The organism is Exiguobacterium sp. RM11 (genome assembly GCF_059821525.1).
Genome location: NZ_CM187558.1, coordinates 1,971,778 through 1,997,846 on the forward strand (window position 1 = coordinate 1,971,778; position 26,069 = coordinate 1,997,846).

General features: G+C 47.0%; 33 protein-coding genes. 7 read left to right on the forward strand and 26 right to left on the reverse strand.

The features are described from left to right. Positions 1-6: 6 nt before the first annotated feature. Positions 7-1,320 (forward strand): dihydrolipoyl dehydrogenase family protein, encoded by a 1,314-nt coding sequence (locus AC5LIL_RS10270; RefSeq protein WP_499824050.1) that lies wholly within the window; start codon positions 7-9, stop codon positions 1,318-1,320. A 42-nt stretch (positions 1,321-1,362) separates the two neighbouring features. Here AC5LIL_RS10270 and mnhG read toward each other — a convergent pair whose 3' ends face one another. The 16 genes from mnhG to AC5LIL_RS10350 form a co-directional block, all read right to left on the reverse strand. Continuing rightward, positions 1,363-1,722: a monovalent cation/H(+) antiporter subunit G gene (gene mnhG / locus AC5LIL_RS10275; protein ID WP_015881097.1), complete on the reverse strand. Its 360-nt coding sequence runs from the start codon at positions 1,720-1,722 to the stop codon at positions 1,363-1,365. Beyond that, a complete protein-coding gene (locus tag AC5LIL_RS10280) occupies positions 1,700-1,996 on the reverse strand; it encodes a Na(+)/H(+) antiporter subunit F1 (RefSeq protein WP_026826530.1) in 297 nt (98 codons plus the stop codon). Before AC5LIL_RS10280 ends, mnhG begins: the two co-directional genes overlap by 23 nt. Then, positions 1,996-2,481, reverse strand: a complete 486-nt coding sequence (locus AC5LIL_RS10285) for a Na+/H+ antiporter subunit E (RefSeq protein ID WP_214785303.1) — start codon at positions 2,479-2,481, stop codon at positions 1,996-1,998. The genes AC5LIL_RS10280 and AC5LIL_RS10285 overlap by 1 nt, the downstream gene beginning before the upstream one ends. Before the next feature lie 7 nt (positions 2,482-2,488). Then, a complete protein-coding gene (locus AC5LIL_RS10290; protein WP_499824051.1) occupies positions 2,489-3,973 on the reverse strand; it encodes a Na+/H+ antiporter subunit D in 1,485 nt (494 codons plus the stop codon). After that, a complete protein-coding gene (locus AC5LIL_RS10295) occupies positions 3,966-4,307 on the reverse strand; it encodes a Na(+)/H(+) antiporter subunit C (RefSeq protein ID WP_015881093.1) in 342 nt (113 codons plus the stop codon). Before AC5LIL_RS10295 ends, AC5LIL_RS10290 begins: the two co-directional genes overlap by 8 nt. Further along, on the reverse strand, positions 4,307-4,744 hold the full coding sequence (locus AC5LIL_RS10300; RefSeq protein ID WP_074032750.1) for a Na(+)/H(+) antiporter subunit B: 438 nt from the start codon (positions 4,742-4,744) through the stop codon (positions 4,307-4,309). Before AC5LIL_RS10300 ends, AC5LIL_RS10295 begins: the two co-directional genes overlap by 1 nt. Next, complete coding sequence (locus tag AC5LIL_RS10305) at positions 4,716-7,157, reverse strand: Na+/H+ antiporter subunit A (RefSeq protein WP_499824052.1); 2,442 nt, start codon at positions 7,155-7,157, stop codon at positions 4,716-4,718. Before AC5LIL_RS10305 ends, AC5LIL_RS10300 begins: the two co-directional genes overlap by 29 nt. A 347-nt stretch (positions 7,158-7,504) precedes the next feature. Further along, on the reverse strand, positions 7,505-7,819 hold the full coding sequence (gene trxA / locus AC5LIL_RS10310; RefSeq protein WP_015881090.1) for a thioredoxin: 315 nt from the start codon (positions 7,817-7,819) through the stop codon (positions 7,505-7,507). Between the two features lie 107 nt (positions 7,820-7,926). After that, a complete protein-coding gene (locus AC5LIL_RS10315) occupies positions 7,927-8,892 on the reverse strand; it encodes an electron transfer flavoprotein subunit alpha/FixB family protein (protein WP_214695236.1) in 966 nt (321 codons plus the stop codon). A 14-nt stretch (positions 8,893-8,906) separates the two neighbouring features. Next, the gene (locus AC5LIL_RS10320) at positions 8,907-9,680 is read right to left on the reverse strand and encodes an electron transfer flavoprotein subunit beta/FixA family protein (protein WP_074032747.1); all 774 of its coding nucleotides are present in this window, start codon (positions 9,678-9,680) and stop codon (positions 8,907-8,909) included. Between the two features lie 80 nt (positions 9,681-9,760). Further along, on the reverse strand, positions 9,761-10,339 hold the full coding sequence (fadR, locus tag AC5LIL_RS10325; protein ID WP_214695232.1) for a fatty acid metabolism transcriptional regulator FadR: 579 nt from the start codon (positions 10,337-10,339) through the stop codon (positions 9,761-9,763). A gap of 79 nt (positions 10,340-10,418) precedes the next feature. After that, the gene (locus AC5LIL_RS10330; RefSeq protein ID WP_499824053.1) at positions 10,419-12,092 is read right to left on the reverse strand and encodes an AMP-binding protein; all 1,674 of its coding nucleotides are present in this window, start codon (positions 12,090-12,092) and stop codon (positions 10,419-10,421) included. Positions 12,093-12,228: 136 nt separating this feature from the next. After that, positions 12,229-12,693, reverse strand: a complete 465-nt coding sequence (locus AC5LIL_RS10335; RefSeq protein ID WP_499824054.1) for a DUF4825 domain-containing protein — start codon at positions 12,691-12,693, stop codon at positions 12,229-12,231. A 12-nt stretch (positions 12,694-12,705) separates the two neighbouring features. Next, on the reverse strand, positions 12,706-13,830 hold the full coding sequence (locus AC5LIL_RS10340) for an ABC transporter permease subunit (protein ID WP_499824055.1): 1,125 nt from the start codon (positions 13,828-13,830) through the stop codon (positions 12,706-12,708). Then, positions 13,820-14,701 (reverse strand): ABC transporter ATP-binding protein, encoded by an 882-nt coding sequence (locus AC5LIL_RS10345; RefSeq protein WP_499824056.1) that lies wholly within the window; start codon positions 14,699-14,701, stop codon positions 13,820-13,822. The genes AC5LIL_RS10340 and AC5LIL_RS10345 overlap by 11 nt, the downstream gene beginning before the upstream one ends. Further along, a complete protein-coding gene (locus tag AC5LIL_RS10350) occupies positions 14,688-15,077 on the reverse strand; it encodes a GntR family transcriptional regulator (RefSeq protein WP_074032742.1) in 390 nt (129 codons plus the stop codon). The genes AC5LIL_RS10345 and AC5LIL_RS10350 overlap by 14 nt, the downstream gene beginning before the upstream one ends. A gap of 183 nt (positions 15,078-15,260) precedes the next feature. Between AC5LIL_RS10350 and AC5LIL_RS10355 the strand changes: the two genes are divergently transcribed. The 6 genes from AC5LIL_RS10355 to AC5LIL_RS10380 all read left to right on the forward strand — a co-directional run bounded on the left by AC5LIL_RS10355 (position 15,261) and on the right by AC5LIL_RS10380 (position 18,244). Further along, on the forward strand, positions 15,261-16,025 hold the full coding sequence (locus AC5LIL_RS10355) for a hypothetical protein (RefSeq protein WP_499824057.1): 765 nt from the start codon (positions 15,261-15,263) through the stop codon (positions 16,023-16,025). 106 nt (positions 16,026-16,131) lie between these two features. Beyond that, complete coding sequence (locus AC5LIL_RS10360; RefSeq protein ID WP_499824058.1) at positions 16,132-16,542, forward strand: MarR family winged helix-turn-helix transcriptional regulator; 411 nt, start codon at positions 16,132-16,134, stop codon at positions 16,540-16,542. Positions 16,543-16,565: 23 nt separating this feature from the next. Beyond that, positions 16,566-17,204 (forward strand): nitroreductase family protein, encoded by a 639-nt coding sequence (locus AC5LIL_RS10365; protein WP_214785313.1) that lies wholly within the window; start codon positions 16,566-16,568, stop codon positions 17,202-17,204. Between the two features lie 27 nt (positions 17,205-17,231). Further along, positions 17,232-17,516, forward strand: a complete 285-nt coding sequence (locus AC5LIL_RS10370; protein ID WP_026826548.1) for a putative quinol monooxygenase — start codon at positions 17,232-17,234, stop codon at positions 17,514-17,516. Position 17,517: 1 nt separating this feature from the next. Next, a complete protein-coding gene (locus AC5LIL_RS10375) occupies positions 17,518-17,883 on the forward strand; it encodes a DUF1304 domain-containing protein (RefSeq protein WP_499824059.1) in 366 nt (121 codons plus the stop codon). An 82-nt stretch (positions 17,884-17,965) separates the two neighbouring features. Then, entirely contained in the window at positions 17,966-18,244 is a 279-nt protein-coding gene (locus tag AC5LIL_RS10380; RefSeq protein ID WP_499824060.1) for a CPCC family cysteine-rich protein, read from the forward strand. Between the two features lie 41 nt (positions 18,245-18,285). Here the strand turns inward: AC5LIL_RS10380 and AC5LIL_RS10385 are convergent, their stop codons facing one another. From AC5LIL_RS10385 to AC5LIL_RS10430, 10 genes are all read right to left on the reverse strand, one after another. Then, positions 18,286-18,708 (reverse strand): stage III sporulation protein AH, encoded by a 423-nt coding sequence (locus tag AC5LIL_RS10385; protein WP_499824061.1) that lies wholly within the window; start codon positions 18,706-18,708, stop codon positions 18,286-18,288. Positions 18,709-18,720: 12 nt separating this feature from the next. Beyond that, positions 18,721-19,083, reverse strand: coding sequence for a hypothetical protein (locus AC5LIL_RS10390; protein ID WP_499824062.1), 363 nt, complete (start codon positions 19,081-19,083; stop codon positions 18,721-18,723). Positions 19,084-19,176: 93 nt separating this feature from the next. Next, positions 19,177-20,715 carry a hypothetical protein gene (locus tag AC5LIL_RS10395; protein ID WP_499824064.1) on the reverse strand — a complete coding sequence of 513 codons (1,539 nt, stop codon included), beginning with the start codon at positions 20,713-20,715 and terminating at the stop codon, positions 19,177-19,179. 128 nt (positions 20,716-20,843) lie between these two features. After that, positions 20,844-21,101 carry a hypothetical protein gene (locus AC5LIL_RS10400; RefSeq protein WP_214775661.1) on the reverse strand — a complete coding sequence of 86 codons (258 nt, stop codon included), beginning with the start codon at positions 21,099-21,101 and terminating at the stop codon, positions 20,844-20,846. 14 nt (positions 21,102-21,115) lie between these two features. Then, positions 21,116-21,580, reverse strand: coding sequence for a hypothetical protein (locus AC5LIL_RS10405; RefSeq protein WP_499824065.1), 465 nt, complete (start codon positions 21,578-21,580; stop codon positions 21,116-21,118). 2 nt (positions 21,581-21,582) lie between these two features. Then, complete coding sequence (locus tag AC5LIL_RS10410; RefSeq protein ID WP_499824066.1) at positions 21,583-21,951, reverse strand: hypothetical protein; 369 nt, start codon at positions 21,949-21,951, stop codon at positions 21,583-21,585. Positions 21,952-22,016: 65 nt separating this feature from the next. Then, positions 22,017-23,936, reverse strand: a complete 1,920-nt coding sequence (locus tag AC5LIL_RS10415; protein WP_499824067.1) for a DEAD/DEAH box helicase family protein — start codon at positions 23,934-23,936, stop codon at positions 22,017-22,019. After that, positions 23,929-24,258 (reverse strand): nucleoside triphosphate pyrophosphohydrolase, encoded by a 330-nt coding sequence (locus tag AC5LIL_RS10420; RefSeq protein ID WP_499824068.1) that lies wholly within the window; start codon positions 24,256-24,258, stop codon positions 23,929-23,931. The genes AC5LIL_RS10415 and AC5LIL_RS10420 overlap by 8 nt, the downstream gene beginning before the upstream one ends. 198 nt (positions 24,259-24,456) lie before the next feature. Then, on the reverse strand, positions 24,457-25,503 hold the full coding sequence (locus AC5LIL_RS10425; RefSeq protein WP_499824069.1) for a phospholipase D family protein: 1,047 nt from the start codon (positions 25,501-25,503) through the stop codon (positions 24,457-24,459). Positions 25,504-25,810: 307 nt separating this feature from the next. Beyond that, complete coding sequence (locus tag AC5LIL_RS10430) at positions 25,811-26,014, reverse strand: hypothetical protein (protein ID WP_499824070.1); 204 nt, start codon at positions 26,012-26,014, stop codon at positions 25,811-25,813. Between the last annotated feature and the right edge of the window lie 55 nt (positions 26,015-26,069).

Genomic DNA, 26,069 nt, shown 5'->3' on the forward strand with positions numbered 1-26,069 from the left:
TATATTATGAAACGATACGATGTCATCATTGTCGGTAGCGGATCAGCCGCGAGCCAAGCCGCCACGATTTTACGTGACGCCGGTAAAGAAATTGCCATCATTGAAAACTGGACGTTCGGAGGAACGTGTCCCCAACGTGGATGTGACCCGAAAAAAATGCTCGCCGAAGGTGCCGAACTACTCGCCCGGACCGAGCGCATGCGCGAGCTCGGCGTCGAAGGCAGCCTATCCCTCGATTGGTCGTCCTTTAAAAAGCGGATTGATGAATATCGCTTCTCGATTCCTACGTCAAAAACGCAACATTGGAACGAGATGAACATTGATTTATATCAAGGGGAGCCTCACTTTATCGATGAAGACTCGATCGTCATCGATGGTCACGAGCTCTCCGCCCCTCAATTTTTAATCGCGACGGGCCAAACACCACGTCCTCTCGACATCCCAGGTGGCGAACTGGCCATCATGAGCGATGATGTGTTCGACCTCGACACGTTACCGAAATCGATTCATATTGTCGGTGCCGGTTATATCGCTTTTGAATTCGCCCATATCTTCCGACGCTTCGGAAGCGACGTGACCCTTCTCATTCGCTCACGTGCGCTGAAGGCATTCGACCCAAACGTCGTCCATCGGCTCCTCGAAGAATCAAAACGAATCGGGATCACTGTCCGACACGACGTCGAACCGACACGAATCGACGGGAACGTCTTAACGTTATCAGATGACTCTACCCTTGAAGGAGTTGTCCTTAACGCCACCGGGCGAATTCCAAGCATCGAGCGACTTCATCTCGAAGCAGCAGGCGTCAATGCCGATCATCAAGGTGTTCAGGTGAACGAGCATCTCCAGACGAGCAATCCGAATATATACGCCGCCGGAGACGTCGCTAACAGTCCAAATCCCGCCCTCACTCCGTTCGCCGGTCAGGAAGGTCGTCTCGCTGCATTGAACATGCTTCATGGGAATACGCGGGCACTTCCCGAGCGCCCGGCACCGACCATCGTCTATGCGACCCCACCGATTGCCAAAGTGGGTCTCACCGTGGAGGAAGCGGAAGCCGAGGGCATCGACTTCGACGTGAAAGAAACGGACATGTCCCATTTCCTCACCTATTCACGCATCAATGATGCGACCGCCTATTCGAAAGTATTGCTGAGTGCGGAAGGTCATATCATCGGGGCACATCTGATTGGTCACCATGCCCCAGAACTCATCAACCTGTTCTCTTTCATTATACAGAACAAACTGTCGCATCAGCACGTGAAGCACTTAGAAGTCGCCTATCCGACGGCCGCCTCCGACCTAACCTATCTGATCTAAACAAAAGACGGGACTCGCCTCATGGCGAATCCCGTCTTTCACTTATTCGATTCCTTTATCCTTGTCTTCTTTCAATGCGTCTTGTAACGATTTTTCCCAAAGCGGGACACCCTTCGCGTGCGCCGCACGTGAGATGAGGTGCCCCCCAACAGGAGCCGTCAAGAGGACGAAGAAGAGACCGAGCAAGAGTCTTGCATCAAATACCCGTTCATCGACATATACGTGAAGCACGGCCGCAAAGAGGACGAACATGACACCGAGTGTCGCACTCTTTGAGGCAGCGTGTGTTCTCGAATAAATGTCTGGGAGGCGGATGAGACCGATCGCGGCGACGACCGTGAAGAAGACGCCGATGATCGTGAAGATGCCGGTAATGAGATCAAAGATCATTGTCGCGGTCATGTTGGATAATCTCTCCCCTCTCTAAGAATTTCGAGAACGCAACCGTTCCGATGAAGGCCAAAATACTGAGTAGCAAGATGACTTCAAAATATAGGGTCGTATCGAGCAGAATCGACAATAACGCGACGACCGAGATGAGCGCGATTCCGATGGAGTCGAGCGCGATGACTCGGTCTGCCGTCGTCGGTCCTTTGACGACGCGATACAACATCATCAACATCGCAAGCAAGAGAATGGCGAGCGAGATGTAGATGAGAATGTCTAGTAAATCCATCACTCTGTCGCCTCCTTAATGCTTGATTCAAAGTTATCATAAATGTCTTTTTGCAAGGCTTCCTTATCCGGCATGTTGAGCGCGTGGATATAGAGCACGGAATTGTCTTTTGACACCTGAACGACGAGCGTCCCTGGTGTGAGTGTGATCAGCATCGAAAGCAAGCTGACTTTCCATCCTTTGTCGAGAGACGTCTCATATCGGAAGATTCCTGGTTGAATCTTGAGCTTCGGACTAAGGACGAGACGTAACACCTCGAAGTTCGCGAGGAACAGTTCCCGGATGAAGATGAGGAGCAATTTAAACAGACGCCAAACGCGTGTGAAGTAAAAGCTGCCTCCCCCTGACTTGAAGAATCGGCGCATCATGAACAAGATGAGCAATCCGAGTAGATATCCGACGAAGAATCCGCTCGTTGTGAACGATCCCGTGAGGAACATCCAGATGAACGCCAAGAAAAAGTTAATCAAAAGTTGATAAGCCATCTGTGTTTCACTCCTTTATCACGGCATCGATATAGATTTCTGGATTGACGAGCGGCTCAATCGCTTGCGTGATATACGGATGGATGGCTTCTGCCCCAAATCCGTATGCGACCGCAATGATGAGCAACAAGAAGACCGGTACAATCAAACGTTTCGTATATGGGACGAGTGGTCCGTCATACTCACGCTTCGCCTCTCCCCAGAATCCGTTCAAGAAGATCTTCATGACCGAGTAGAGGACAAAGAGACTTGATAAGAGGACGAGAAGTGGTCCGAACAGTTCTCCTTCGTCCATCCCACCTGATACGATCAATAACTTCCCGAAGAATCCACTAAGTGGCGGAATCCCTGCAAGCGAGAGCGCTGCGACGAAGAACGTCCATCCGAACAGAGGGAAGCGTGTGATGAGTCCACCCATATCGCGCAATTGACCGGATTTGGTGATCCCAATCATCATCCCGACGAGCATGAAGAGAACTGCCTTGATGATCATATCGTGAATCAAGTAGTAGAGCGACCCTTCAAGGGACGTCTGCGTGTTGACCGAGATTCCGTACAAAATGACCCCGACCGCAATCATGATGTTGTAGATGATAATCAGCTTCACATCGTTATAAGCGATAGCCCCTGTCATCCCGATGAAGATCGTGAGGACAGCGAGCACCATGAGGAACGTCTGTAAAAACTCACCGTTTCCATCAAAGAGTAGCGTGTACGTCCGTAAAATCGAGTAGACCCCGACTTTCGTCAAGAGTGCCCCGAACATCGCGAGAATCGGTGTCGGCGCGACCACGTACGCTCCAGGGAGCCAGTAGTGAAGTGGGACAAGTGCCCCTTTCATCCCGAAGACGATGACGAACAGGACACCGATGACAGTAATGACGTCCGGGTTATCGACGAGCGGGATCTTCATCGCCAAGTCTGCCAAGTTGAGCGTACCTGTAACGCCATAGAGCAAGGCGACCGACATGACGAAGAGTGCCGAGGCGATGATGTTCACGAGCAAGTATTTGATGGACTCACGTAACTGGACGCCACGTCCACCGAGTACAATCAACACGTATGAAGACATCAAGAAGACCTCGAAGAAGACGAACAAGTTGAAGATATCACCTGTCGTGAAGGCACCGTTCACCCCGACGAGCAAGAAGAGCATCGAGATGTACAAGTAGTTGCCTTCATATGAGTCTGAGAAGTAATGGACGGCGAACCACACGATGAAGAGCGTGAGGAGAGTCGACGTCGTCACGAGTAGGGCTGACAACATATCCGATACGAGCGTGATCCCGAACGGTGCTTGCCAGTTCCCGAGGTTGAGGGTTTGAATCCCTTCCGTGGAGACCGTGTGCACAAGGAAGAGTGACACGATTGCCGTAATAACTAAAGCTCCAAGAGCCATCACACGCTGCAGCTGGACCCGTTTTGGCATGAACATCATGATGATGGCCGCAAGCGCAGGAATGACGATTGGAAAGACCGGTAAGTTAATCATACGATTCTGTTCCTTTCATTTCTTCCATATTGTCCGTGCTGAGCTCCTGATACGTGCGGTAGGCAAGTACGAGGAAGAACGCCGTCACCCCGAAACTGATGACGATTGCCGTCAAGACGAGCGCTTGCGGTAACGGGTCTGTGAATTCAGTCACACCGTCGACGAGGACAGGGGCTGCCCCTGTCTTCAAACCTGCCGTCGTCAAGACGAGAAGGTGTGCCGCGTGACTGAACAAGGCTGTGCCGATGATGATGCGTAACAAACTTCTTGAGAGAACAAGATAGACGGCACACATCGTCAAGACACCGATAATGATGCTAACGAAGATTTCCATTATTCACTCTCTCCAATCGTTTGTATAATCGTCAAGGTGATTCCGATGACTACGAGATAAACCCCTAAGTCGAACGCAATCGCCGTGTGGAGCGTCTGTTCACCGAGAAGTGGTAAGTCGAACTTCCCGTAAGCATGCGTCAAGAACGGACGACCCAAGAATACCGAGTGAAGACCTGTCGCGAGTGCAATCAACAATCCACTTGCCGTCATGAGACGGTAGTCGATTGGGAGCACGTTCGCGAGCGTCTTCGAATCAAATGCGAGTAGCAACAAGACGAGTGCCGCGGATGTCATCAATCCACCGATGAACCCTCCACCTGGTGAATAGTGACCGGCAAAGAACAAATCGATCGAGAAGATGACGATGATGAAGAAAATGATAATCGCGGCCGTCTGCAAGATGACGTCATTGACGCGTCTGCTGTTTTGCTTCATGTGCACCTTCTCCTTTCGTACGTCGTGTTGTTCTAAATTTAATCATCGTGTAGATCCCGAAAGCCGCAATTCCAAGAACGACGATTTCAAACAAAGTATCAAATCCACGGAAGTCGACGAGGACGACGTTAACCATGTTTTTACCTGCTGCAAGCTCATACACGTTCTCTTTGTAATACTCGGAGATCGAGGTGAGCGATTTATTCGTGAGCGCCATGAAGCTGAGAAGCGTCACGGTCGTCCCGACGAGAATGGCCACAATGGCATTCCCGACTTTGAAACGCATCCGTACTTCCTTCTTGCTGATGTCCGGCATGTGATAGAACACGAGCAAGAACAAGGCAACCGAGACCGTCTCGATGACGAGCTGTGTGAGTGCCAAGTCAGGTGCACCAAAGAAGACGAAGAACAGTGCCACGCCGTAACCGACAACCCCGAGTAAGATGATGGACGGTAGACGCGAACGCATAAATAGAATCGCGAGCGCCGCAAGCATCACGACAGCGCCGAGCACGTATTCATACGGTGCAATCTCTGCCAAGTTCTCGAACGAGAATCGGTACATATCGAACCACCAGATGCTAAAGAGCATCATGCCTGAGAGGAAGACGAAAATATAGATCAAATACGACCGGATGAAACCAGTCATGTAGTTGTCTTTAAAGCGATATGCCGCCTTGTTTGACCAGACGAGCGTACCATCGTATATCCCGTTGAGCGTCAAACGATGTGGGATCCGATTGTAGATGCCCATCCATTTGCCCATTTGCCAGAACAACAATGAACCGAGAAGGATAACCCCGATTGTCATATATAGTTCAGGCGTGAGACCGTGCCAGAAATAAATATCTACCTTTACATCTTGCCCTTGCGCGACGAGTGTCGGATAAATCGACTCGACGGCCGGTTTGATGAGCGAGTTCGACAAAACGTTCGGGAAGAACCCGAGACCTACAACGAGAAGCGCGAGGATGGCCGGCGAAATCAACATGCCGATCGGCGCCTCATGCGGTTGTTTTGGCAATTGATCGAACTTCGCTTTGCCCATGAACGTCCGTGTAAACAGCATGATGCTGTAGATGAACGTGAACACACTTCCGACGAACGCGATGACCGGAAGTAAGATTCCAATCGTATCGAGTGCGAAGAAGTCGGCCGAGAAGACTTTCGTCGTCGCCTTCAAGAACATCTCTTTACTCAAGAAACCATTAAACGGCGGAAGACCGGCCATTGATAACGAACCGATGACGGCAATCGTGAACGTGATCGGCATGACCGTCATCAGACCGCCAAGCTTACGAATGTCACGTGTACCCGTCTCGTGGTCGACAATCCCGGCCATCATAAAGAGCGAGCCTTTGAATGTCGCGTGGTTGATCAAATGGAAGATTGCTGCGATCGTCGCGACCATAAAGATATTGTCATCCATACCGTCATAGTGGAGCGCAGCCGCACCAAGACCAAGGAGTGACATAATCAACCCGAGCTGACTGACTGTCGAGAATGCCAAGATTCCCTTCAAGTCGGTCTGCTTTACAGCGTTGAACGAGCCCCAGAACATCGTAAACATCCCGACCCCGGCAATCGTCCATAGCCAGACTGATGACTCTTGGAACACCGGGCTCATACGGGCCACGAGGTAGAGACCCGCCTTGACCATCGTTGCCGAGTGGAGGTACGCACTGACCGGAGTCGGTGCTTCCATCGCGTCAGGCAACCAGATGTGGAACGGGAACTGCGCCGATTTCGTGAACGCCCCGAGCAAGATGAGAATCATCGCGACAAGGAAGAACGGGCTCTCGGCGATGACGCCAGAGTTCGCGACCATATCACGAATGCTGTACGAACCAATCATCGACTCGAGTAAGACGATCCCCCCGAGCATCGACAATCCACCGAATACGGTGAGAAGCATCGACTTCTGTGCGCCGTAACGTGAACGCTCTTTCTCATACCAGTAACCAATCAACAGGAATGATGAAATCGATGTGAGCTCCCAGAACATATACATGACAATCATGTTGTCCGAGAGAACGACCCCGAGCATCGCACTCATGAACATCAAGAGATACACATAGAAATGCCCGAGTGACTCTTTGTCCTTATTCAAATAGTAAATGGAATATAAGACAACGAGTGCGCCGATCCCCGTGATGAGGAGGGCGAACAGTAGACTGAGTCCGTCAACGTATGCCGTGAAGTTGATCCCGAGGGACGGCATCCACGCAATCGTCTCTGTCACGACGTCCCCTGCACTCGTGATCGGAATGAATCCGGCGAAGTAGGTGACGAGCACGACCGGTACGATCAAAACGAACCAGCCAGTATGAATTTGCTTCATCCCCCGAAACAAGAACGGGATGAACGGTGCCGCGAGAAGCGGCAACAAAATAGCTAAATGTAACACCGACAAGAAAATTCCTCCTTCGAACAGAGTCGTACAATAGATTGAGCCGTAAAGTAAGGTCACTTGACTCCATCATGTCTTCCTCATGAGTATAGCGTAAATTTTCAGTCTGTTTCCATGATAAAAGCTTCCAGTCCGCGCACGCCCTCACTAAAATTCCGAATCTTTTAAATATGAAGGAAGCCGACGGAATTTCTTCAAAAAAAATTTTGAAATCAGACGATATGTATCGGATTTTTCCGTAAATGAGGGTGTGTGGAATAACTCAACCTATTCCCTACTTGCCTGTCCTTTTCCTTCTTTTCCGTTCGACAAAACAAAAAAGCAGCCGATTTCAATCGGCTGCTAAGCAATTATTGTGCTGTTGCGATAAACTCTTTCAATGCTTCTTTTGGTTGGAAGCCCATTGTTTTCGAAACAGGCTCGCCATCTTTGAACATCATGAGTGTCGGGATACTTTGGATTTGGAAAGCACCTGCGACTTCAGGGTTTTCGTCGACGTCGAGTTTCACGATTTGGACTTGGTCACCCATTTCTTGATCGAGTTCTTCGAGAACTGGCGCGATCATGCGACATGGTCCACACCAAGTTGCCCAGAAATCAACGAGGACTACGCCCTCTTTTACATCTTGTTCAAACGATTGAGTCGTTGCGTGTTTAATAGCCATTTGTAAAAACCTCCCCAATAAGATGAGAGAGTCCTGATGTAGAACTCTCATGCAATTCATGTTCAGAGTATACCACGGAGGGTAACAACCCCAAAACGTTTTGCTTATTAGCTATTGACGAGGTGCTTGCGGAACTCTTCTGTCAACATTGGGACAACATCGAACAAATCACCGACGATGCCATAGTCCGCCACACTGAAGATGTTCGCTTCCGGATCCTTGTTGATCGCGACGATGACCTTCGCGTTACTCATCCCTGCCAAGTGTTGGATTGCTCCAGAGATTCCGCATGCGATGTAAAGGTCTGGTGTGACGACTTTACCAGTTTGTCCGATTTGAAGCGCATAGTCGCAGTAGTCGGCGTCACATGCTCCACGTGAAGCACCGACCGCTCCTCCGAGAAGTTCAGCCAACTCTTCAAGTGGTTTGAAGCCGTCTTCGCTCTTCACGCCACGTCCGCCTGCGACGATGACTTTCGCTTCCGCCAAGTCGACTTTCCCAGTCGCCTTACGAACGACTTCTTTGACGATCATCGCGAGGTCTTTCAATTCGACTGCTGGCGTTTCAACTGAGACGCTTGCACCTGCTTGACGCGCGAGTGCGTCGATGTTGTTCGGACGAATTGTGAAGAACATGACCGAGTCTTTGAACTTCACTTTCTCGAACGCCTTGCCTGAGTAGATTGGGCGAACGAATTCAGCGTCACGACCTGTTCCTTCGATAGAGACGACGTCACTGATGAGTCCAGCATCGAGACGTGCCGCGAGTTTCGGTGCGATGTCTTTCCCGAGTGCTGTGTGTCCGAGGACGATCATGTCCGGACTTTCTTGCTCAATCAACTGACGGAGCACTTGCCCGTAGCCGTCTGGCGTATAGTGTTTGAGGCGATCGTCTTCAACGACGAGGACACGGCTTGCGCCATACTCCCCAAGTTCTTGCGCGAGTGATTGCACGTGATCCCCAATCACGACTGCCGTCACATCGTCTGTCAATTGCTTCGCCGCAGCGATGGCTTCGAATGATACGTTACGTAACGCGCCTTCACGCGCTTCTGCGAGTACTAAAGCTTTCATCTATGATCTCCCCCTTAAATGACTTTCGCTTCCGTGCGAAGAAGTTGTACGAGCTCGCTCACTTGTGTCGACATGTCGCCTTCAAGGATACGGCCGGCTTTCTTCTCTTCTGGCAAGAATCGTTCAATCGTCTCGATTTTCGCTTCGATTTCATCTTCATCAAGGTCGATGTCGGTGAGTTCGAGTTCTTCGAGTGGTTTCTTCTTCGCTTTCATGATCCCAGGCAAGCTCGGGTAACGTGGTTCGTTCAACCCTTGTTGCGCCGTCACGAGAAGTGGGAGTGCGACTTCGATGACTTCTGTATCGCCTTCGACGTCACGTGTGACCGTAGCCGTCGTGCCATCGATTTCAAGAGCCGTGATTGTTGTCACGTAGTTCATGTCGAGAAGTTCTGCGACACGTGGTGCGACTTGTCCGCTACCGCCATCGATTGCAACGTTCCCTGCAAAGATGAGGTCTGCATCCTGTTCTTTCAAGTATGTGGCGAGCACTTTTGAAATCGTGACGTGGTCTGCATCTTCGACATCGTCCTCGATTGAGATTCGGACAGCTTTGTCCGCTCCCATGGCGAGCGCTGTACGAAGCTCTTTGTCCGCGTCTTCTGGTCCTACCGTGACGACCGTGACCTCTCCCCCGAGTGCATCACGTTTTTGAATCGCTTCTTCGACCGCATATTCGTCATACGGGTTGATGATGAACTCAGCGCCGTCTTCTTGAATTTCCCCATTCTCGAGCTGAATCGCTTCCTCAGTATCAAACGTACGTTTCAGCAAAACAAAAATATTCATGGTTGATCCCCCTTTAGTCAATTCTTTCCCATCATTCATGAATCAGCATTCATTTTTTGAGCTAGTGATAGGGCTCACTGTTAAGTAAGCCCCTTCTTTAACATATGGTGCACATTCGGAAGCGTCGACATCAAGTCGTACTTGAAGCCGCTCGCCATCCAACTCGTCACAACCTCATCGATTGTGCCGAAAATCATCTGACGGGCGAGTCGATAATCTAGATCCTTGTCGAACTCTCCTGTCTCGATTCCGTGTTTGACGACCGAATCGATCAAATTCAAGTATGGTTTGAGCACTTCTCCAATTTTTTGGCGAAGCACCAAGTTCGACTGTCGGAGTTCGATTTGTGTCACGACGGCAAGGTCGTAATCGGCCGACAGTTGTTTTAAATGTGATTCAATCAACTGATACAATTGATCTCCGGCTGTCGTCTCGTTCCCGATTTGTTGTTTCGAGTAGTCGATGAACAGCCCCATCTTCGCTTGGAACAACTCGATCAAGAGATGCTCCTTGTTTTTGAAGTACAAATAGATCGTGCCGTCCGCGACACCCGCCTCTTTGGCGATGGCTGTCACCTTTGCACCGTGATAGCCATGATTGGCAATTACTTTGACCGCCGCATCAATGATTCGGTCACTTTTCGAAATATGATTTGTCATTAACCCCAAGCTCCTTACCGCTGCAGAAAAATGAATGATGGTTCATTCATTTATTATTCTATCATGCATACGCTTGGTGTCAACTGCTTTGTTTCACTTGTTTCGCCTTCTCTTCGTCGACGAGGACGCGGCGTAAAATCTTACCGACGAACGTCTTAGGCAACTCGTCACGGAACTCGTACAGCTTAGGCACTTTATAAGCCGCGAGTTTCTCACGACAATGTTTGTCGAGCTCTTCTTCGGTCACGCTCGACCCGTCACGAAGGACGATGAACGCTTTGACCGTCTCACCACGATACGGGTCAGGGACACCGATACAGACCGCTTCCTTGACGGCCGGATGTTCGTAGAGCACTTCTTCGATTTCACGTGGATAGACGTTGAATCCACCGGCGATGATCATATCTTTCTTCCGGTCGACAATATAGAAGAATCCGTCCTCACCCATATAACCGAGGTCACCCGTCGCGAGCCATCCATCTTTCAAAACGGCTGCCGTCTCCTCCGGTTTTTGCCAATAGCCTTTCATGACTTGTGGACCGCTCAGCATGATCTCGCCGATCTCCCCGATATCTGCTTCCGTCTCTCCGTCTGCTTTTACTATTTTAGCAGAAGTATCCGACAGCGGCGCACCAATTGAGCCGACGATCCGCTTATCCCATAAGAAGTTCGCGTGCGTAACCGGCGACGTCTCAGACAAACCATATCCTTCGACGATGCGACCACCCGTGATCTTTTCGAACTCCTCTTGCACCTCAATCGGAAGCGGTGCCGAACCTGAGATACACGCTTCAATCGATGACAAGTCGTATTTTTTCAGTTTCGGGTCGTTTAAGATTCCGACGTACATCGTCGGAGCTCCTGGGAAGAAGTGCGGCTTTTTCTTTTGAATCGTCTTCAGGACATCCGTCACTTCGAAGCGCGGCACGAGCACAAGCTCATATCCGTTCGTGATCCCGAAGTTCAGACAGCACGACATCCCATAGACGTGGAAGAACGGAACGACACACAAGACGCGCTTCTCGTCCCCGCGATTATACTTATAGAATAAGTTCGTGATTTGATCCGCATTCGCCGTCAAGTTGAAGTGCGTCAACATGACGCCTTTCGGAAGTCCCGTCGTCCCTCCTGTATATTGAAGAACCGCGACGTCTTCTTTTGGATCGATGTCGAGCGGCGTGACCGGATTAAAGTCTTTGTAGTCTTTAAACGGCGTCGAGCCGGTCGTGTCGATGACAATATTATTTTCTCGTTTCACTTTGATTGGATACAGCTTGTTTTTCGGGAACGGTAAGTAATCGGCGATACTTGTCGTGATCACGGTTTGGATCTCCGTCTTTTCACTGACGCGAAGCGTTTTCGGATAGAGCAAGTCGAGGGTAATGACGATTTTGACGCCCGCATCCGTGATGAGGTTATCAAACTCTCGTTCCGTATAAAGCGGGTTCGTCTGGACGACGGTCCCTCCTGCATAGAGCACGGCATAGAACGAGATGACGTATTGAGGACAGTTCGGGAGCATGAGGCTGACGCGGTCCCCTTTTTCAAGTCCTTTCGCTTGGAGCATCGTGGCGAGTCGGCGTGCGGCATCATCGATTTCCGCGAAAGTCCACTCTTTCCCGATAAAGGAGACGGCCGTACGATTCGGATAATCCTTTGCTGCGCGAGACAATGCCTCATAGAGCGGCTTTACCTCGTAATCAATCGACTGGGGCATACCTTCTGGATAATCTTGTAACCACGGTTTGTTCATCGCTGTTCCTCCTTGGAAATGAATACTCATTCAGTTAACTCCATTATAATGCTAAGAAAACGCTTTCATCTACCCTTTACCCGATAATTTTCAGAAAATATCAAAAAAAGCGATTGGATTTGTCATCCAATCGCTGTCATACCCGCCTAAAATAGGAATTGTTCGAATCCAGCTGTTCCAACTTCTGATTCATTAATTGTTGTAACTCATTCTCGTGACGAATGTTCGAGAAATCCGTTCCGAACCACGCTTCCATCTCTGGCCGGGAGAAGGCATACGTCCGGTTCGGGAAAGCAAAGCGGACGATCTCCGCATTCGGAATGAGCGTGAAGTAAGTAGCCGCATTCCGAATCGCAAGACGCTCTTGCTCCGCTCGCTCCATCTCTGGATCTTCATAACGGACGGTCAACCCATAGGGACGCTTCTTCGTCTGCAACTCGACCGATTGATAGCATTCGTGTAGCGGTAAGCTTCCGGCAATCCCGACGACGGCGGCATTGTCCCCGACTTTCGAACCTTTATATTCAAAGACGTTCGGTTCCGGATTCGTGCAACCTACTAGTGAGATGGCGAGAACGAGCAACAGACAGAAGCGTTTCATAGGTGTCCCTCCTTACGATTTGAGTTTCAAGTTGAAGCGGTAGAGCAAGCGTTTGGCGAGTAAGTGCGCCAAGAAGGCTGCAATCACAAAGCCAATCACATACAAGATCATGTTTTGCGGGTACGAGATGACCGAGAACAATACGCCACCTAACATCGCGAAGCAAATGACAATGACGATATGGATGAGCCACAACCAGCTCGAGAACATGAAGAAGCGTCCGTTGTTCTCTTGCGGTGCTTCCTTGAACATCCACAACCCGAGACCGAATGTGAGCGCGATGTTCGCGATCGCAAGGATCGGGGCATACGTGATAAAGTCATTCCACACCGATTGATCGGTATACACTGAATACATATCGACATTGAAAATATTGTTTAGCGGTGACAAAATTCGCATCGGGATACTCTCGAACGCTTCATCAAAGAACGAGAAGAGTCGATCTGGGAAGAAGGCGTAGAGTGAACCTTGGACGAGGAGTAAAATCCCCATCGGAAAGACGAGCGCGACAAACGTCCAGATGACTTGTGAGATGGACTCTCCGCCAAATGATCCCATCCATAACGAGAGCGAGAAAAATGAAATTCCGGATAGCATCAAGAATAGAATCATCGCAATCACCTTGAACTCTTTTCCTTCCATCAAGAAAGAGTAATCGGAGAAGCGGATGATGAGGAACATCAACGTCCCACCAATCAAGGTCGATGTTACAATTCCTGTCGCACCGAGTACCCATTTCGATATGTATAGCTGGGTACGCGTGTACGGTAACGACATCGTGAAATCGGACATTTGACTATTGCGTTCACTTCCGATCAACACGGACGCCATGAGGGCACCGAAGATGACAAACAAGAAAATGACACCGCCTGACGGAATGAGTCCGTTCAGACCTCCGAGGTATCCGTATCCAGATCCATCCCCGAAGAAGTCTTCCAGCACCATCTCGTTCACATCACCTGTCACGATATCCGGGAAGTCGCTCGGGTTTTGTTTAATTTCAAGAATTTGTTGTTCGTACGCATACATATCCGTCCACACCGGCACCGTGAAAGCGACGATCCCTAAGAAGACGAGCAAGATCCAAAGCAGCGACACTTGTTTCCAATCTTTCTTCAACAACACTTTAGACGGCATGGGCTTCTCCTCCTAACTGGATACGGAACACGTCTTCGAGAGACATCGGGATCTCTTCGATGAGCATCGGATTGTATGAATCGATGAACGTCTCGAGCTCGTCCGTTCGTTCTTTCGCCATGAACAGCACGACACGTCCTGTCACACTAATGATTTCGATATCTTTTCGTTCGAGCAACTCGACCGGAACATGATCGTTGAAGACGACTTGCCACTTGATGCTGAGGGCACGCGCCTCTTCGAGCGACATGATTGCTTTGACGCGCCCTTTCTCGATCATGATGATGCGGTCGGCGATTCGTTCGAGTTCGTGCAACTGGTGGCTCGAGACGATGATCGAGCAGTTCCGCTTCTCGACCTGGGCGATCATCAGTTTCAACACGTCTGACTTGGCGACGACGTCCAAACCGTCCGTCGGTTCATCAAGCAGGTAGTATTTCGCTTGGACGGCGAAGGCGAGTGATAACGTGACGAGCGCCTTCTGTCCTTTTGACAGCTGGCGAATCTTTTTGTTCTCGATGTTGTAACGCGTCAACGTCTCACGGAATGCGGAACGATTGAACGATGGATAGATTGATTCGTATAAGTCCATCGCCTCGTTTACCGTATAATGTTTGAGCGCATCCGCTGAATCCGGTACGAAGATGACGTCCCGCTTCAATCCGGCGTCTTTAAAGATACTTTTCGTTCCATAAAGTACGTCTCCCTGATCGGGGCGGATGATTCCGACCATCGTCCGGAGAAGTGTCGTCTTGCCGGCACCGTTACGCCCGACGAGCGCAACGATTTCTCCTGATTCGACGGTAAAGTCAATTCCGTCCAAAATCGTCTGACGGTCGATTTGTTTACTCAATTGCTCAACTTTCAGCATTGGCTTCCCCTACTTTCTCATATTCGGTCCGCAATACGTCGATGGCTTCTTCTAATGGCACATTCGCATAATGGCAATCAATCGCAATCTTCTTGATCGATGCGATGACCGGTTCTCTTGATGCATCATCGTCTACCCAGTCTTCGGAAACGAACGTCCCGCGCCCGCGTCGCATCTCGAGGAGACCGAGTCGCTCCAACTCCTGATACGCCTTACTGACCGTATTCGGATTGATAACGAGGTCGGTGGCAAGTTCACGCACTGACATCACCTTGTCTCCCGGACGTAAGATACCGCGGATGACGAGCTCTTTCGTTTGATTGACGATTTGTTCGTAAAGCGGTTCTGAGCTCTTCATATCAATTTTGTATAACATGGGTCACACCCTCTCATAGTCAATGTCACTCTTTAAGTGTATTATATGTATTAGTACACGTAATTGCAATAGTATTTCGATGGCACTTTCAGTTTACAGGGAAATGGAAATGATTTGAATAAGACTTTGGACCGAGGTTTCTCCTCGATTTATCAGGTACATTGGGAAAGAGGTGACGAAATGATGAAAAAACGAATCGTGGCAGGCATTGTCGGCGGGCTTCTCGCTGGAGGGTTCTTCGTTTATACGACGATTGAAAAATCCGAGGCACGAGATGCATATAGTACTTATGTAAAAGAAACGTATCAGGAACAACCCGACATCGAACTGTCACGTGATTGGAAGATGGGCGGTTATGTCGGGGAAGTCACATTGACGAACGAACCGTTCGCCGGCACTTATGTTCTCGAGACGTATGGAGATGGCTCCATCCATGACAACGTGCTCGAGACGTATTGGGAACGTGAGGCGGAACGAACGATTCACGAGCGGCTCGTGTCACAAGGAATTTTAAAGGAGGAAGAGACCGTCCGTGCGGAGGTGCCGATCGGTGTGTCCGATGAAACACAAGCCAACGTCAGCCCGACCCCGACGTCTATCTATGAAACGAATCCGGAAACGTATCTCGACGTCTCAATCATGTTTCATGAAGACTGGAACAACACGGACGAACAAAAACAGCGCATTCTCAACGTCATCCGTGAAATCGAGCCTGACGTTTATTTGATCCATTTCTCGTTCGACGGGAAGCCAGGTGGCAATGACGACTATACAGAACGGTACATGATGTTCACGCGTGAAGCGTCTGATATCGACCCGTCATTCCTCGACGTGCGGACGATTGAGGATTTGAACGCCTACGACCGTCTTTACGGATTCGACGAGACGACGTTCATGACAGAATATCATTTTGATGGCACTCCCATCGAAGACGAGACGACACGATAATTTCGGTGTCGTCTTTTTTTGAGCGTTTGACTTTACAAGCAATCCGAAACGTTTTATCGTTTGACAAGTCAACGATTGATAAGTCAATTGAGAAAGGTGGGACGCAATGGACCTACGTGAAATCAGCCGATTACTTTACCAAATCAAGTTGGCGGAACAAAACGTCGCATCGTCGTTCGAACGGGAAACAGGATTCAGCCTGACCCGCTACGAGATGCTACAAGTCGTCAAAGAACGAGGCGTTTGTTCGCAACGTCTGATTAAAGAAGAAATGAAAATCGACAATGCCGCCATCACCAGACATTTAAAGATCCTCGAAGAAAAAGGATATGTCGTCAGAGAGCGGAACGCGGAGAACCATCGCGAGATGTTCGTCCGTGTGACAGAGAAAGCAGAGCAAGACCTAAGGGATTGCGAGCGAGACGAACAGGCCAACCACCTCGTCTTACAAGCCTTGTCCGCTGAAGAGATTCAACACTTATCCGGACTGCTTCAAAAATTGAACAGTCACACCTAAACAGAGAAAGAAGGAATTCACCAATGGCAACTACATTCGAAAACAATACATTCAAAGACGTCATGTTCGGTCGTAAATCAATCCGTGTCTATGACGAGAACGTGAAAATCTCACAAGAAGAGATGCTCGAGATGATTCAGGAAGCAACGACTGCCCCATCATCGGTCAACATGCAACCATGGCGCTTCGTCGTCGTTGAAAGCCCAGAAGCGAAAGAGACGCTCAAGCCGCTCATCAAATTCAACACGCGTCAAAACGACACGTCTTCTGCGATGCTCCTCATCTTCGGAGACATGGAGTGCTACGAGTACGGCGAACAAATCTACGATCAAGCGGTCGCAGAAGGCAAAATGCCACAAGAAGTTCGTGATCAACAGCTCGGCGCGATCATCCCTTACTACAAAAACCTCTCGAAACAAGAGATGAACGACATCGTGAAGATTGATGCGAGTCTCGCAGCGATGCAATTCATGCTCACAGCACGTGCACACGGCTATGACACGAACCCAATCGGTGGTTTCGAGAAAGACCAACTCGCAGAAGCGTTCGGTCTCGACAAAGACCGTTATGTACCGGTCATGATCTTGTCTGTCGGGAAAGCGGCAGAAGAAGGTTACCAATCTGTACGTCTTGACGCTCAAACGGTCACTTCATTCAAATAATTTATTTAATAATCGGAGGAATCAACCATGATCTTAGTCAACGCCACATTTGACATCCAAGCATCACAACGCGAGAACTTCTTGCGTGACATCCAAGTCTTGATCGACTCATCAAAACAAGAAGCGGGCTGCGTCGGATATGACCTATACGAGTCAACGTCTGTCGAGAACCGTTTCGTCATGATCGAGAACTGGGAAGACCAAGCCGCTCTCGAGCAGCATAACCAAAACCCGGTCCTCATCAACTTCGCACAAAACGTTGCGAACTACGTGTCTGCGAAACCGGTCGTGCAAGTAGCAGCGGTCAACTAATATGTCGACGCTCACCCTTGTGCTCGGGACGCTCGTCTCCATCGAGTTCTTCTATATCTTCTATTTAGAAACGATTGCGACAGCCTCTTCCTCAACGTCACGCGTCTTCCGTATGTCGAAAGACGAGTTGACGAGAGACTCGGTATCGGTTTTATTTAAAAATCAAGGCGTGTATAACGGATTGATCGGGGTCGGGGTCGGGCTCTTATACGGGCTATACGTCTCCCCCAATCCGGTCGAGATTGTCACGATGATTCTGACATATATCATTCTCGTTGCCCTATATGGCAGTATCACGAGTGACAAAAAGATTATCCTGACACAAGGTGGGCTTGCCATCTTGACGTTGATCTCGATGGTGATGTGATGACAGAAAAAGCGTTCGACCTGAGAAAAGGTCGGACGCTTTTTTGCTTGTATCCACTATACTAAACAATGAGGTGATGATCTTGAGATACACATGCCCATGTTGTGGCTACCAGACGTTAGAAGAAGAACCTCCAGGCACATACGATATTTGTGGAATTTGTTTTTGGGAAGATGACGGGGTTCAATTCGACGATCCCGATTATGAAGGCGGTGCGAATACGGTATCGCTTCGACAGGCTCAACAAAATTATATTCAATTTGGTGCGAGTGAACGACTTTTTTCTGACTCTGTCAGAAAACCACATGAATGTGATAAAAAAAATCCGGACTGGAGACCGTTCCCCAACAAGCTGGCATAATGGTAGGTCACCCGTATAAGAGATGACCTTAATCATTCAGCTCATTGAACCTGCCTCCACAACGCTTCATCGACGACAAAGAACGATTCATGGGAACATACCGCAAGCACGCACGTCTCCCCCTTATAAAACATCAAGTCTTCGGGCAGTTCCGGATGAATCCATCTGAACAATGAGCCACCATGCTCTTTTAGGAACTGTGCTGTCCGATAATTCATATGTAACGAATATAGATACGCCGTATCCCCAGATAGTCTTGTCGTCTCCCATTCACTTACGATGGTTCGTTCCATCAAATCCCAGCGAATCTCTTCCGTCAGTACATCCATATACGCCAGGCGCTCTTCTTCGCTCTCCATTCGGCGCCTGTCTTCCACGAACGCAAAGTGAGTACAGTGCTCAAGCAAAGTATCGATGAGCGCCTCATAGCGCTTCCCCTTTATATCCTGAGTGATCATCAGCATGCTTCAAGTCTCCTAAGGCGAAGAAACAAAGATACCCGTCTCTTCCGTAATCTCGAACGAATCTTGATTCCATCTCACTTCAATCGTCCCGACTCGTTCGTGTTCTTCGACACTTCGATATAATCGCCTGACCTCCATGTCGAAAGTGAACAAGCCACTGGACTGTTTCATATACCCTTCTTCATTCACATATGTATTTGTCTGATCACCAATCAGCGTAAAAGAGTCACAGCTCTCATCTTCACATTGTACCGAATACGTTTCCTCGAACCAGCTCACAAAGTCATCCATATCTGGACTTGTCGTATACATCGGTGCCGCCCAGACTCTAGCTACAATCAACACAATAAAACCGAAGAACAACCATTTTTTCATATACTCTCCCCCGCTTTCACTATCCAAAGTCTACCATATCCAAATCATCAAATAAAAAACCGCCCTGACCGAAGTCAGAGCGGAATTGAGGTCTTACAAGACGAAAATCGCTGCAGATACACCGACGACACCGACGAGTGCCATCGCATATACCGGTACACGTGGCATTTCGCCATTGTTGTCGAGTGCTTTCCCAAACATGAAGAAGACGATTGGGTGCACGAGGAACGGCATCGAGAAGATGAGCGGGATGAGAAGCGAGGCTTCCGTCCCGAACATGCCGCCTTGAACCGCTGCGAACAAGCCGAAGTGCGAGATCGCTGACGATTGTGCCATCGTCGTGTAATCAAATGCAATCGTGCTGAACGTCAAGATGACGAGACCACCGAAGACGGCCATCATCTGCCATCCAAACGAGAACTGCATAAGGGCTTTGACTTCTTTGAAGTCTTCCCCGTTTGCTGCACGCAAGTTTTTCAACGAAAGCGCCGTAAGCGCGAGACCGACCAAGACGATGATCATCGTCGGCCAGATCCAGAGCGCGCCGTTGTCGGCACTGACCGCGAGGATCGAGAAGACGAAGATATGTCCGAAGAACGGGATGTTGATCATGATTGGCGCACGTTTCGCCGCCACTTGACCGAAGTCACCAGCCGTACATGCTCCTGTGAGACCACTATGTGAAAGTGACCCCGCCATACCTGGCGCGAGGTTACGGATGTGACCCGTACGAGCAAACCACATGATGAGTGCGATTCCACCGAACATCCAGAACAACTGTCCGAAGAAACCGTACACGAGAATCGAGTTCATGCCTTCGATGGCGAACGCGTCACCGATTCGTGAACCACCAACCATGAAGTTGGCAGCCAAGACGACCGGAATCCCTGCGAAGAGAAGCGCACGGACAGTCGGTCCATACGTCCAGTTATGGAAGATGGCACCGAGTGCTGACGAAATCAACATCGCAAAGAAGATTTGCGGAAGTGCGATGATCGGCTGAACTGCTGTCGCAATCAGGAACGAGACGAACAAGATGACAAGCAAGAGGACTGTCTCGATGACACCTTTTTGCATGTATACTTTCTTGTCCTGAATCTGTGCTTTATGGTCGATGAGTAAGAACGACACCGCAAGACCGAGGAGTGCGAGGATTGGGTAGTAAAGCGCAATCCCTTCTGCCGTACCTGGCTCGATTGCCATACGGAAGAATCCTTCCAAACCGACGAGCAAGAAGAACGAACGAAGGATGAAGATGAACTGCGTACGTCCCGTTCCGAGGAACATCTCCTCTTTTGCAGGAACGACGATGTCTTCCATGTCGAGCTCTTGTTTGCTTAAGATTTTACGAAGTTCCTGTCCACCGACGAAGAACGAAACGACTAACGCGATGATCGTCGTCCGTGACAAGAAGTCGACGAGCGGGAATTCAGGAAGACCCGGTGTCGCGATGCCGAGCTCGACCATACCGAATCCGAGACCGAGACCGAAGATGACGATGACGAGGATCGGCGAGAAGCGCGTCCCAGCCACGACCATACGAGATAAAATGACCATCGGGATGATGAAGGCCATAAGCAACCAGAATTGGTTGATGAGTTGCATTTGAGATAATTGCTGTACAAGTTCCATTGACTAACCCCTAACATAATTTTTAGCACACAATATCGAAGTGTACAGGAATGAACATTGTGTGACAATAGGGTGTGATGTTTTGTAAACATTGAAAGCGGAACCAAGTGAAATTGGTCCCGCTTTCGTTAGTTATTGGATTGTCTGAGACCCCAAATGCCTTTATTTCCAGCGGAATAAAAGAGGTCCTCTTTCCCGGTAAAGCTCGCTGAATCACTGGAATGCGCACGAATCTGTTTATTGACGTGCCCTTTCCAATCTTTATATCGATCGAGCTCGAGTTGGTAGTATGATTTTTCGACATATGCATAAATGTCTTTCAAGGATGCCGTCCCACCGTGGTGTTGGAGGGCGAATTGGATTTTGCGTAGTAACAGGCGTTTCATATTATCCCACCTTTCTACTTCTGTTTCATTTCAAAGTAGTCTTCTAATTTGTTTTCAACCGCTAATTGAATAGCAGCATGCGCTTGTTTAGTCGGAATGCAGTACTCTTCTCTGACAATGAGTTTCCCATTCGCATTCTCAAATGGTGATTTACCTGTTCTTGGTGATTCTGTCGTCAAGGCTTTAAACGGTAGCGAATTTAGATGACGTTCGATTTCCTTCTGTGAAAATGATTCTTGAAATATTTTAGCGATGCCATTCAAAGAATGTTCTTCACTTTGCTTTCTTACTAAATCATAGTACTCTTTTGCGATCATATCAGCTGATAATGGGTGAAACCAATCTTCATACCCTCTGTTAAGCATGACTTGGATAACATTCATTTTATATGTACCTTGACGCGCAAAACCATCAATAAAGTTACAAAAAGACTGTATAGCAATCTCTGATGAGTTGATAGTTATTTTATCGTTCAGCATGCTCATCCTTTCGCTTTCCGACTAAAGTAGTAATGTAATCGAACATCTACAATCTGTTTAACCCATTCATAAACGGTTAGATTGCGGAACGCTTCATTGAATTCAATATGCAGAGTTTCATCTTCTACATAAAACGGTCCTTTGGCAATTTTATTGAATGGCATTCGTAACAATAATTTTTCAATTCTTTGTTGATGGAATGGTTGCTGAAAGTCTTTTGTCTGTCCATCAATATGCTGACGATATGGTTTATTTTTAATGTAATCATAAAAAGGAAGAGCGGCTTCAGATGCTTTAATTGGATTGTACCAGTTCTCTTCTCCTCGTTTTAGCATAATTGAAAGTACAATCATTTTATAGCTTTTGGTCATGCTCGTGTATTCCACCTCGACAAGAAGCGACTTTACATCATTGTATGTTCTCGCTTCTTCCTCACTTAGTTCTCCGAGTTTATGCAAGAATCCGAAGAACCACCAAGCTTTCTCCATTCGGAACGATAAGCGTCTATAGAGTACTCTCCTCGTTGGATTAATTCCATGTAGCTCGGGCGCCTACCCATTTCTTCTTTCACCATAAAATAATTTTGTTCAAGTAATTGCTGACGCGTTGAGGAACGTGTCACCATTTTCTTCAGTAAGTCAACAGTCTGTAAATCAAACTCTATTGTACATGACGAAGGTAAATCAATCGTAGTTGGTAAGGAACTCACTGTATCTTGTCGGCTAGTAGTCAACAAAGCCAGTTTCTTATCAATATTTTTATAGTTCCCAATTAAATCGATAATCGTACAATGCGTCTTTCCTTTTGATAGACGTAACCCTCGTCCAATTTGTTGGGTGAATACTGTCAATGATTCAGTCGGACGACAGAACAATAGCGTATCGATTTCAGGAATATCGACACCTTCATTAAATAGATTCACTGCAAAAATGATGTCCAATTGTCCTTGCTTTAATTGGGCAATTACTTCCGTTCGATCATAATCGGCCTGACTATGAAGTGCTACCGCTTGTACTCCTTGCCTCCTGAAATAATCAGCCAAATATTCAGCTTGTATAACGGAAGAACAAAAGCCGAGTGCTCTCGATTGATGATGCTCTGACCAAGCTCTATAAATCTTCTCAGCAACACTTTCTTTTAACTGTTCTGCCAATAACTCTTCTTGATCGTAACGACGTCCATTGATCAGACGAATCTGAGAGTAGTCGATTTCATCATAGATTCCAACGTAATGAAACGGGGTTAAAAACGATTCTTCAATCGCTTCCGTAAAGTGCATCTGGAAGGCGACGTTATCATCACAAAGTGCATATACGTCTCCCCCGTCTAAGCGGTCAGGTGTAGCAGTCAAACCGAGTAAGAACTTCGGTTGAAAATAATCTAGCACCCTACGGTAGGAAGGAGCAGCCGAATGATGAAACTCATCCACGATAATCAAATCGAATTGCTCCGGACTATATTGTTCCATTCTTTGTTTCGAAGCTAACGTTTGAATCGAGGCGAACACAACATCAGCAGTTTCTTGATCTCGTGATTCACCTCCTAGTAATAACCCGGTCTTCCAGTCGGTCGCAACATTGAGGAATGACTTTTCTGCTTGTAACAAAAGTTCCTTTTGATGCGCGACGAAAAGAACACGTTTAAATTGACGAGCAAAAAATGCACTTAAATACGTCTTTCCTAATCCAGTCGCTAAAACGAGCATCGCTTTCTTTCGACCTTCTGCCATCGTTTCCCGAAGTGCCAACAACGCCGCATCTTGAACAGTTGTCGGTGTAATCGAATCATCTTCTATGTAGACGGGAGAATGCTCAGCGACCTCCAGCTCTTTCATTCGATCCTTTCGCGCCTCATACTCTTCGCGATACGGCTGTAACGAGACCGGATTCATCATTTGTGCATATTCACTATAAAATAACTCATGGAACGCAGCGACTGACTCTTCAAACACTTCCTCTGATACACTCGAAGGAATTTCAACGTTCCATTCCACTCCATGATTGAGCGCACTATGCGACAAATTCGAGGAACCGACAAAGAATGTACCGCTTTTTATTGTACGGAACAAATATGCCTTTGGATGGAACGATCTCCCCTTGGAGCGGTAGAGCCTGAGCTCGATATTCGGGATTTTTAGAAGCATATCCAGCGCTTCAGGGTTGGTGAGATACAGATAGTCCCCCACCAAGATTCTGATTTGCGCACCGCGTTCACTCGCTTTTCTTAGCGAAGCGGATAATTCTTTCACTCCCGACACTTGTGCAAACGCGACGACCATATAAATTTCAGTCGCCGCGTCTATGTGTTCTTGTAAAGGAGTGCCAAGGTTGCTCGTATGGAGTCGTAAGTCACTCATGATCCAGAACCTCTTCTAAAAATAGTCCCTTCTCAAATCCGCCGCGTTTTTTACGTTTCTCTTCACGAATCTGATTCAATTCATCAAAGTCTGCTCCATGCATGTTCCCAAGTGTATAGACCAATTCCAAAATGTCAGCTAACTCTTCCAGCGACTCTTCATCAATGTTTGTCTCTTCATACTCTTTGATTTCTTCATAAAGTTTCAAGCGCGCTTGTTCAAAGTGTTCGGCTTGGCTAAGTTGCTTTACAATTGGGACTTTTCCTGATTGATGAATAATTTCAGGAATGCGGTCGCGGATAAGTTTATTAAAACTAGGCACTGTAATCCTCCTTCAATTTTAATCATCAAAAAGTAACTTGAATAAATTACGTAGAATCATATTATTAAGCCATAGTACTATAAGTGAACTGATAATCTTCAACCCTATATTTTTTCCTATTTATTTACTGAACAATCCTGCATATCTAATTATAAATTATACTTTTAATAGTCAATACTTTTCTGGTAATACGGATATTTAGACTTGGTTTTCCATTTCACTAATCAAATAATGTGCAAAATCTTCATTTAATCTAATTTTATCTGCTCCTCTATTTAAACTTCCCAAAGAATCACCACCTCTGTGAGTTAAAATGGAGCCAGTGTATTTGGAGCGCACTTTTGACAAGGTTAAATCAAACTGATTCCATTTAGTACTATACAAGGGAAATAGATTTTTCCCTTCAACTTCCCACTCCCACCTACTACCGTTACTTAAATTAATTACATCTGAAATTACTTCGAAATATCCCAATAATTTTGTAGTTCCGACACCATAACAAATTAAGATATCTCCTACCTCTACTGCAACTGGTCTTTTTGCAAAATGTAGCTTTTCAATAGACGCATTTAATACTCTGCTAGTTTCAAAAGGTTTTTCGGCATATCCTACAGGTTTTAAAAAATATTTTTTCGAACTGTTAGTATCGGCTTTTTGTTCACTTCTTTTTTGTTTTTTATTTATTATATCTGTTATTTTCAATTTGATTTTCGTTTTAGATGGTAGCTTATTTTTAGCCTTGTATGTATCAATCATCTTAATAATCTCATCTAAAGTATTGTAATCTAATTCGATACTATTACACTGTAATTTTGATATCGTATCAACTAATACTTTGTTATCTTCTAACATTACTCCCCATTCATTTTTCTTCTTCAACCCTGATTCCGTAAAGTTAGCAGAGGTAATAATCCCTCTATACTTACCATTATTAATACCTATGTATAATTTTCCATGTAACTTATTATCTATACGAACAGAGTATTTTATATTTGCTTGTTTACATCCCAAACAAAATAAAAACAGCGCGTTAGATTTCTTAATTAAATCGGGTGAATGATCTTCTAAAGTGGTTATTAAAATTATTTCTTTAACATCTCTTTCTCTTACTTTATTAAAAAATAACTTATAAAAATACGGTGACTCTGACATAAATGGGCTCGCAATATACAATTTTCCAGAATGAAATAAGATGTTATCTAACGCATCAAAATGATTTTCTGATAAATTATTTATAACTTTCATATTACCCCTCCTCATTCCTGATTTTAACATTACCTTATTTTTCACAATCTGCAATGATAAATGCATTAATGCAAATTAAAAGAGAGCAGAATATTCATCCTTAGACAAATCTACTACTCCTAGTTTTAAAATATGTTATAGCTATCTTTATAAAGAAAATTTAAGTGATAGCTCTTAGTGAACTACCTCAATTTAGTTATTTATTAAATATTGTTTTGTTAAAATGTACTGTAAAATCTACTTTATTGTTTACCTTAACTTGTGAAACGGTTCTTCCTATTTAATGCTATGTTTGAACTTTATTCTTTCACTCCACCACCTCGAACGCCTTCACATACGCCACATGATCCAACATCACAATCAACTCGTCCTCAAATTGCACGAATCCATCACTCGCATGTCGAAACGCTTGATAGATCGACTCCAATGCCTCATATCGCGTATCGGCTTCTACCATATACGTCAGTACTTCTTCATTGATCAAATGGAATTCGATTTCGAATGATTTCATCTTCTCTCCTCCTCACTCTTCTATACCCGTTCCCCATTCGAAAAAAATACAGCTA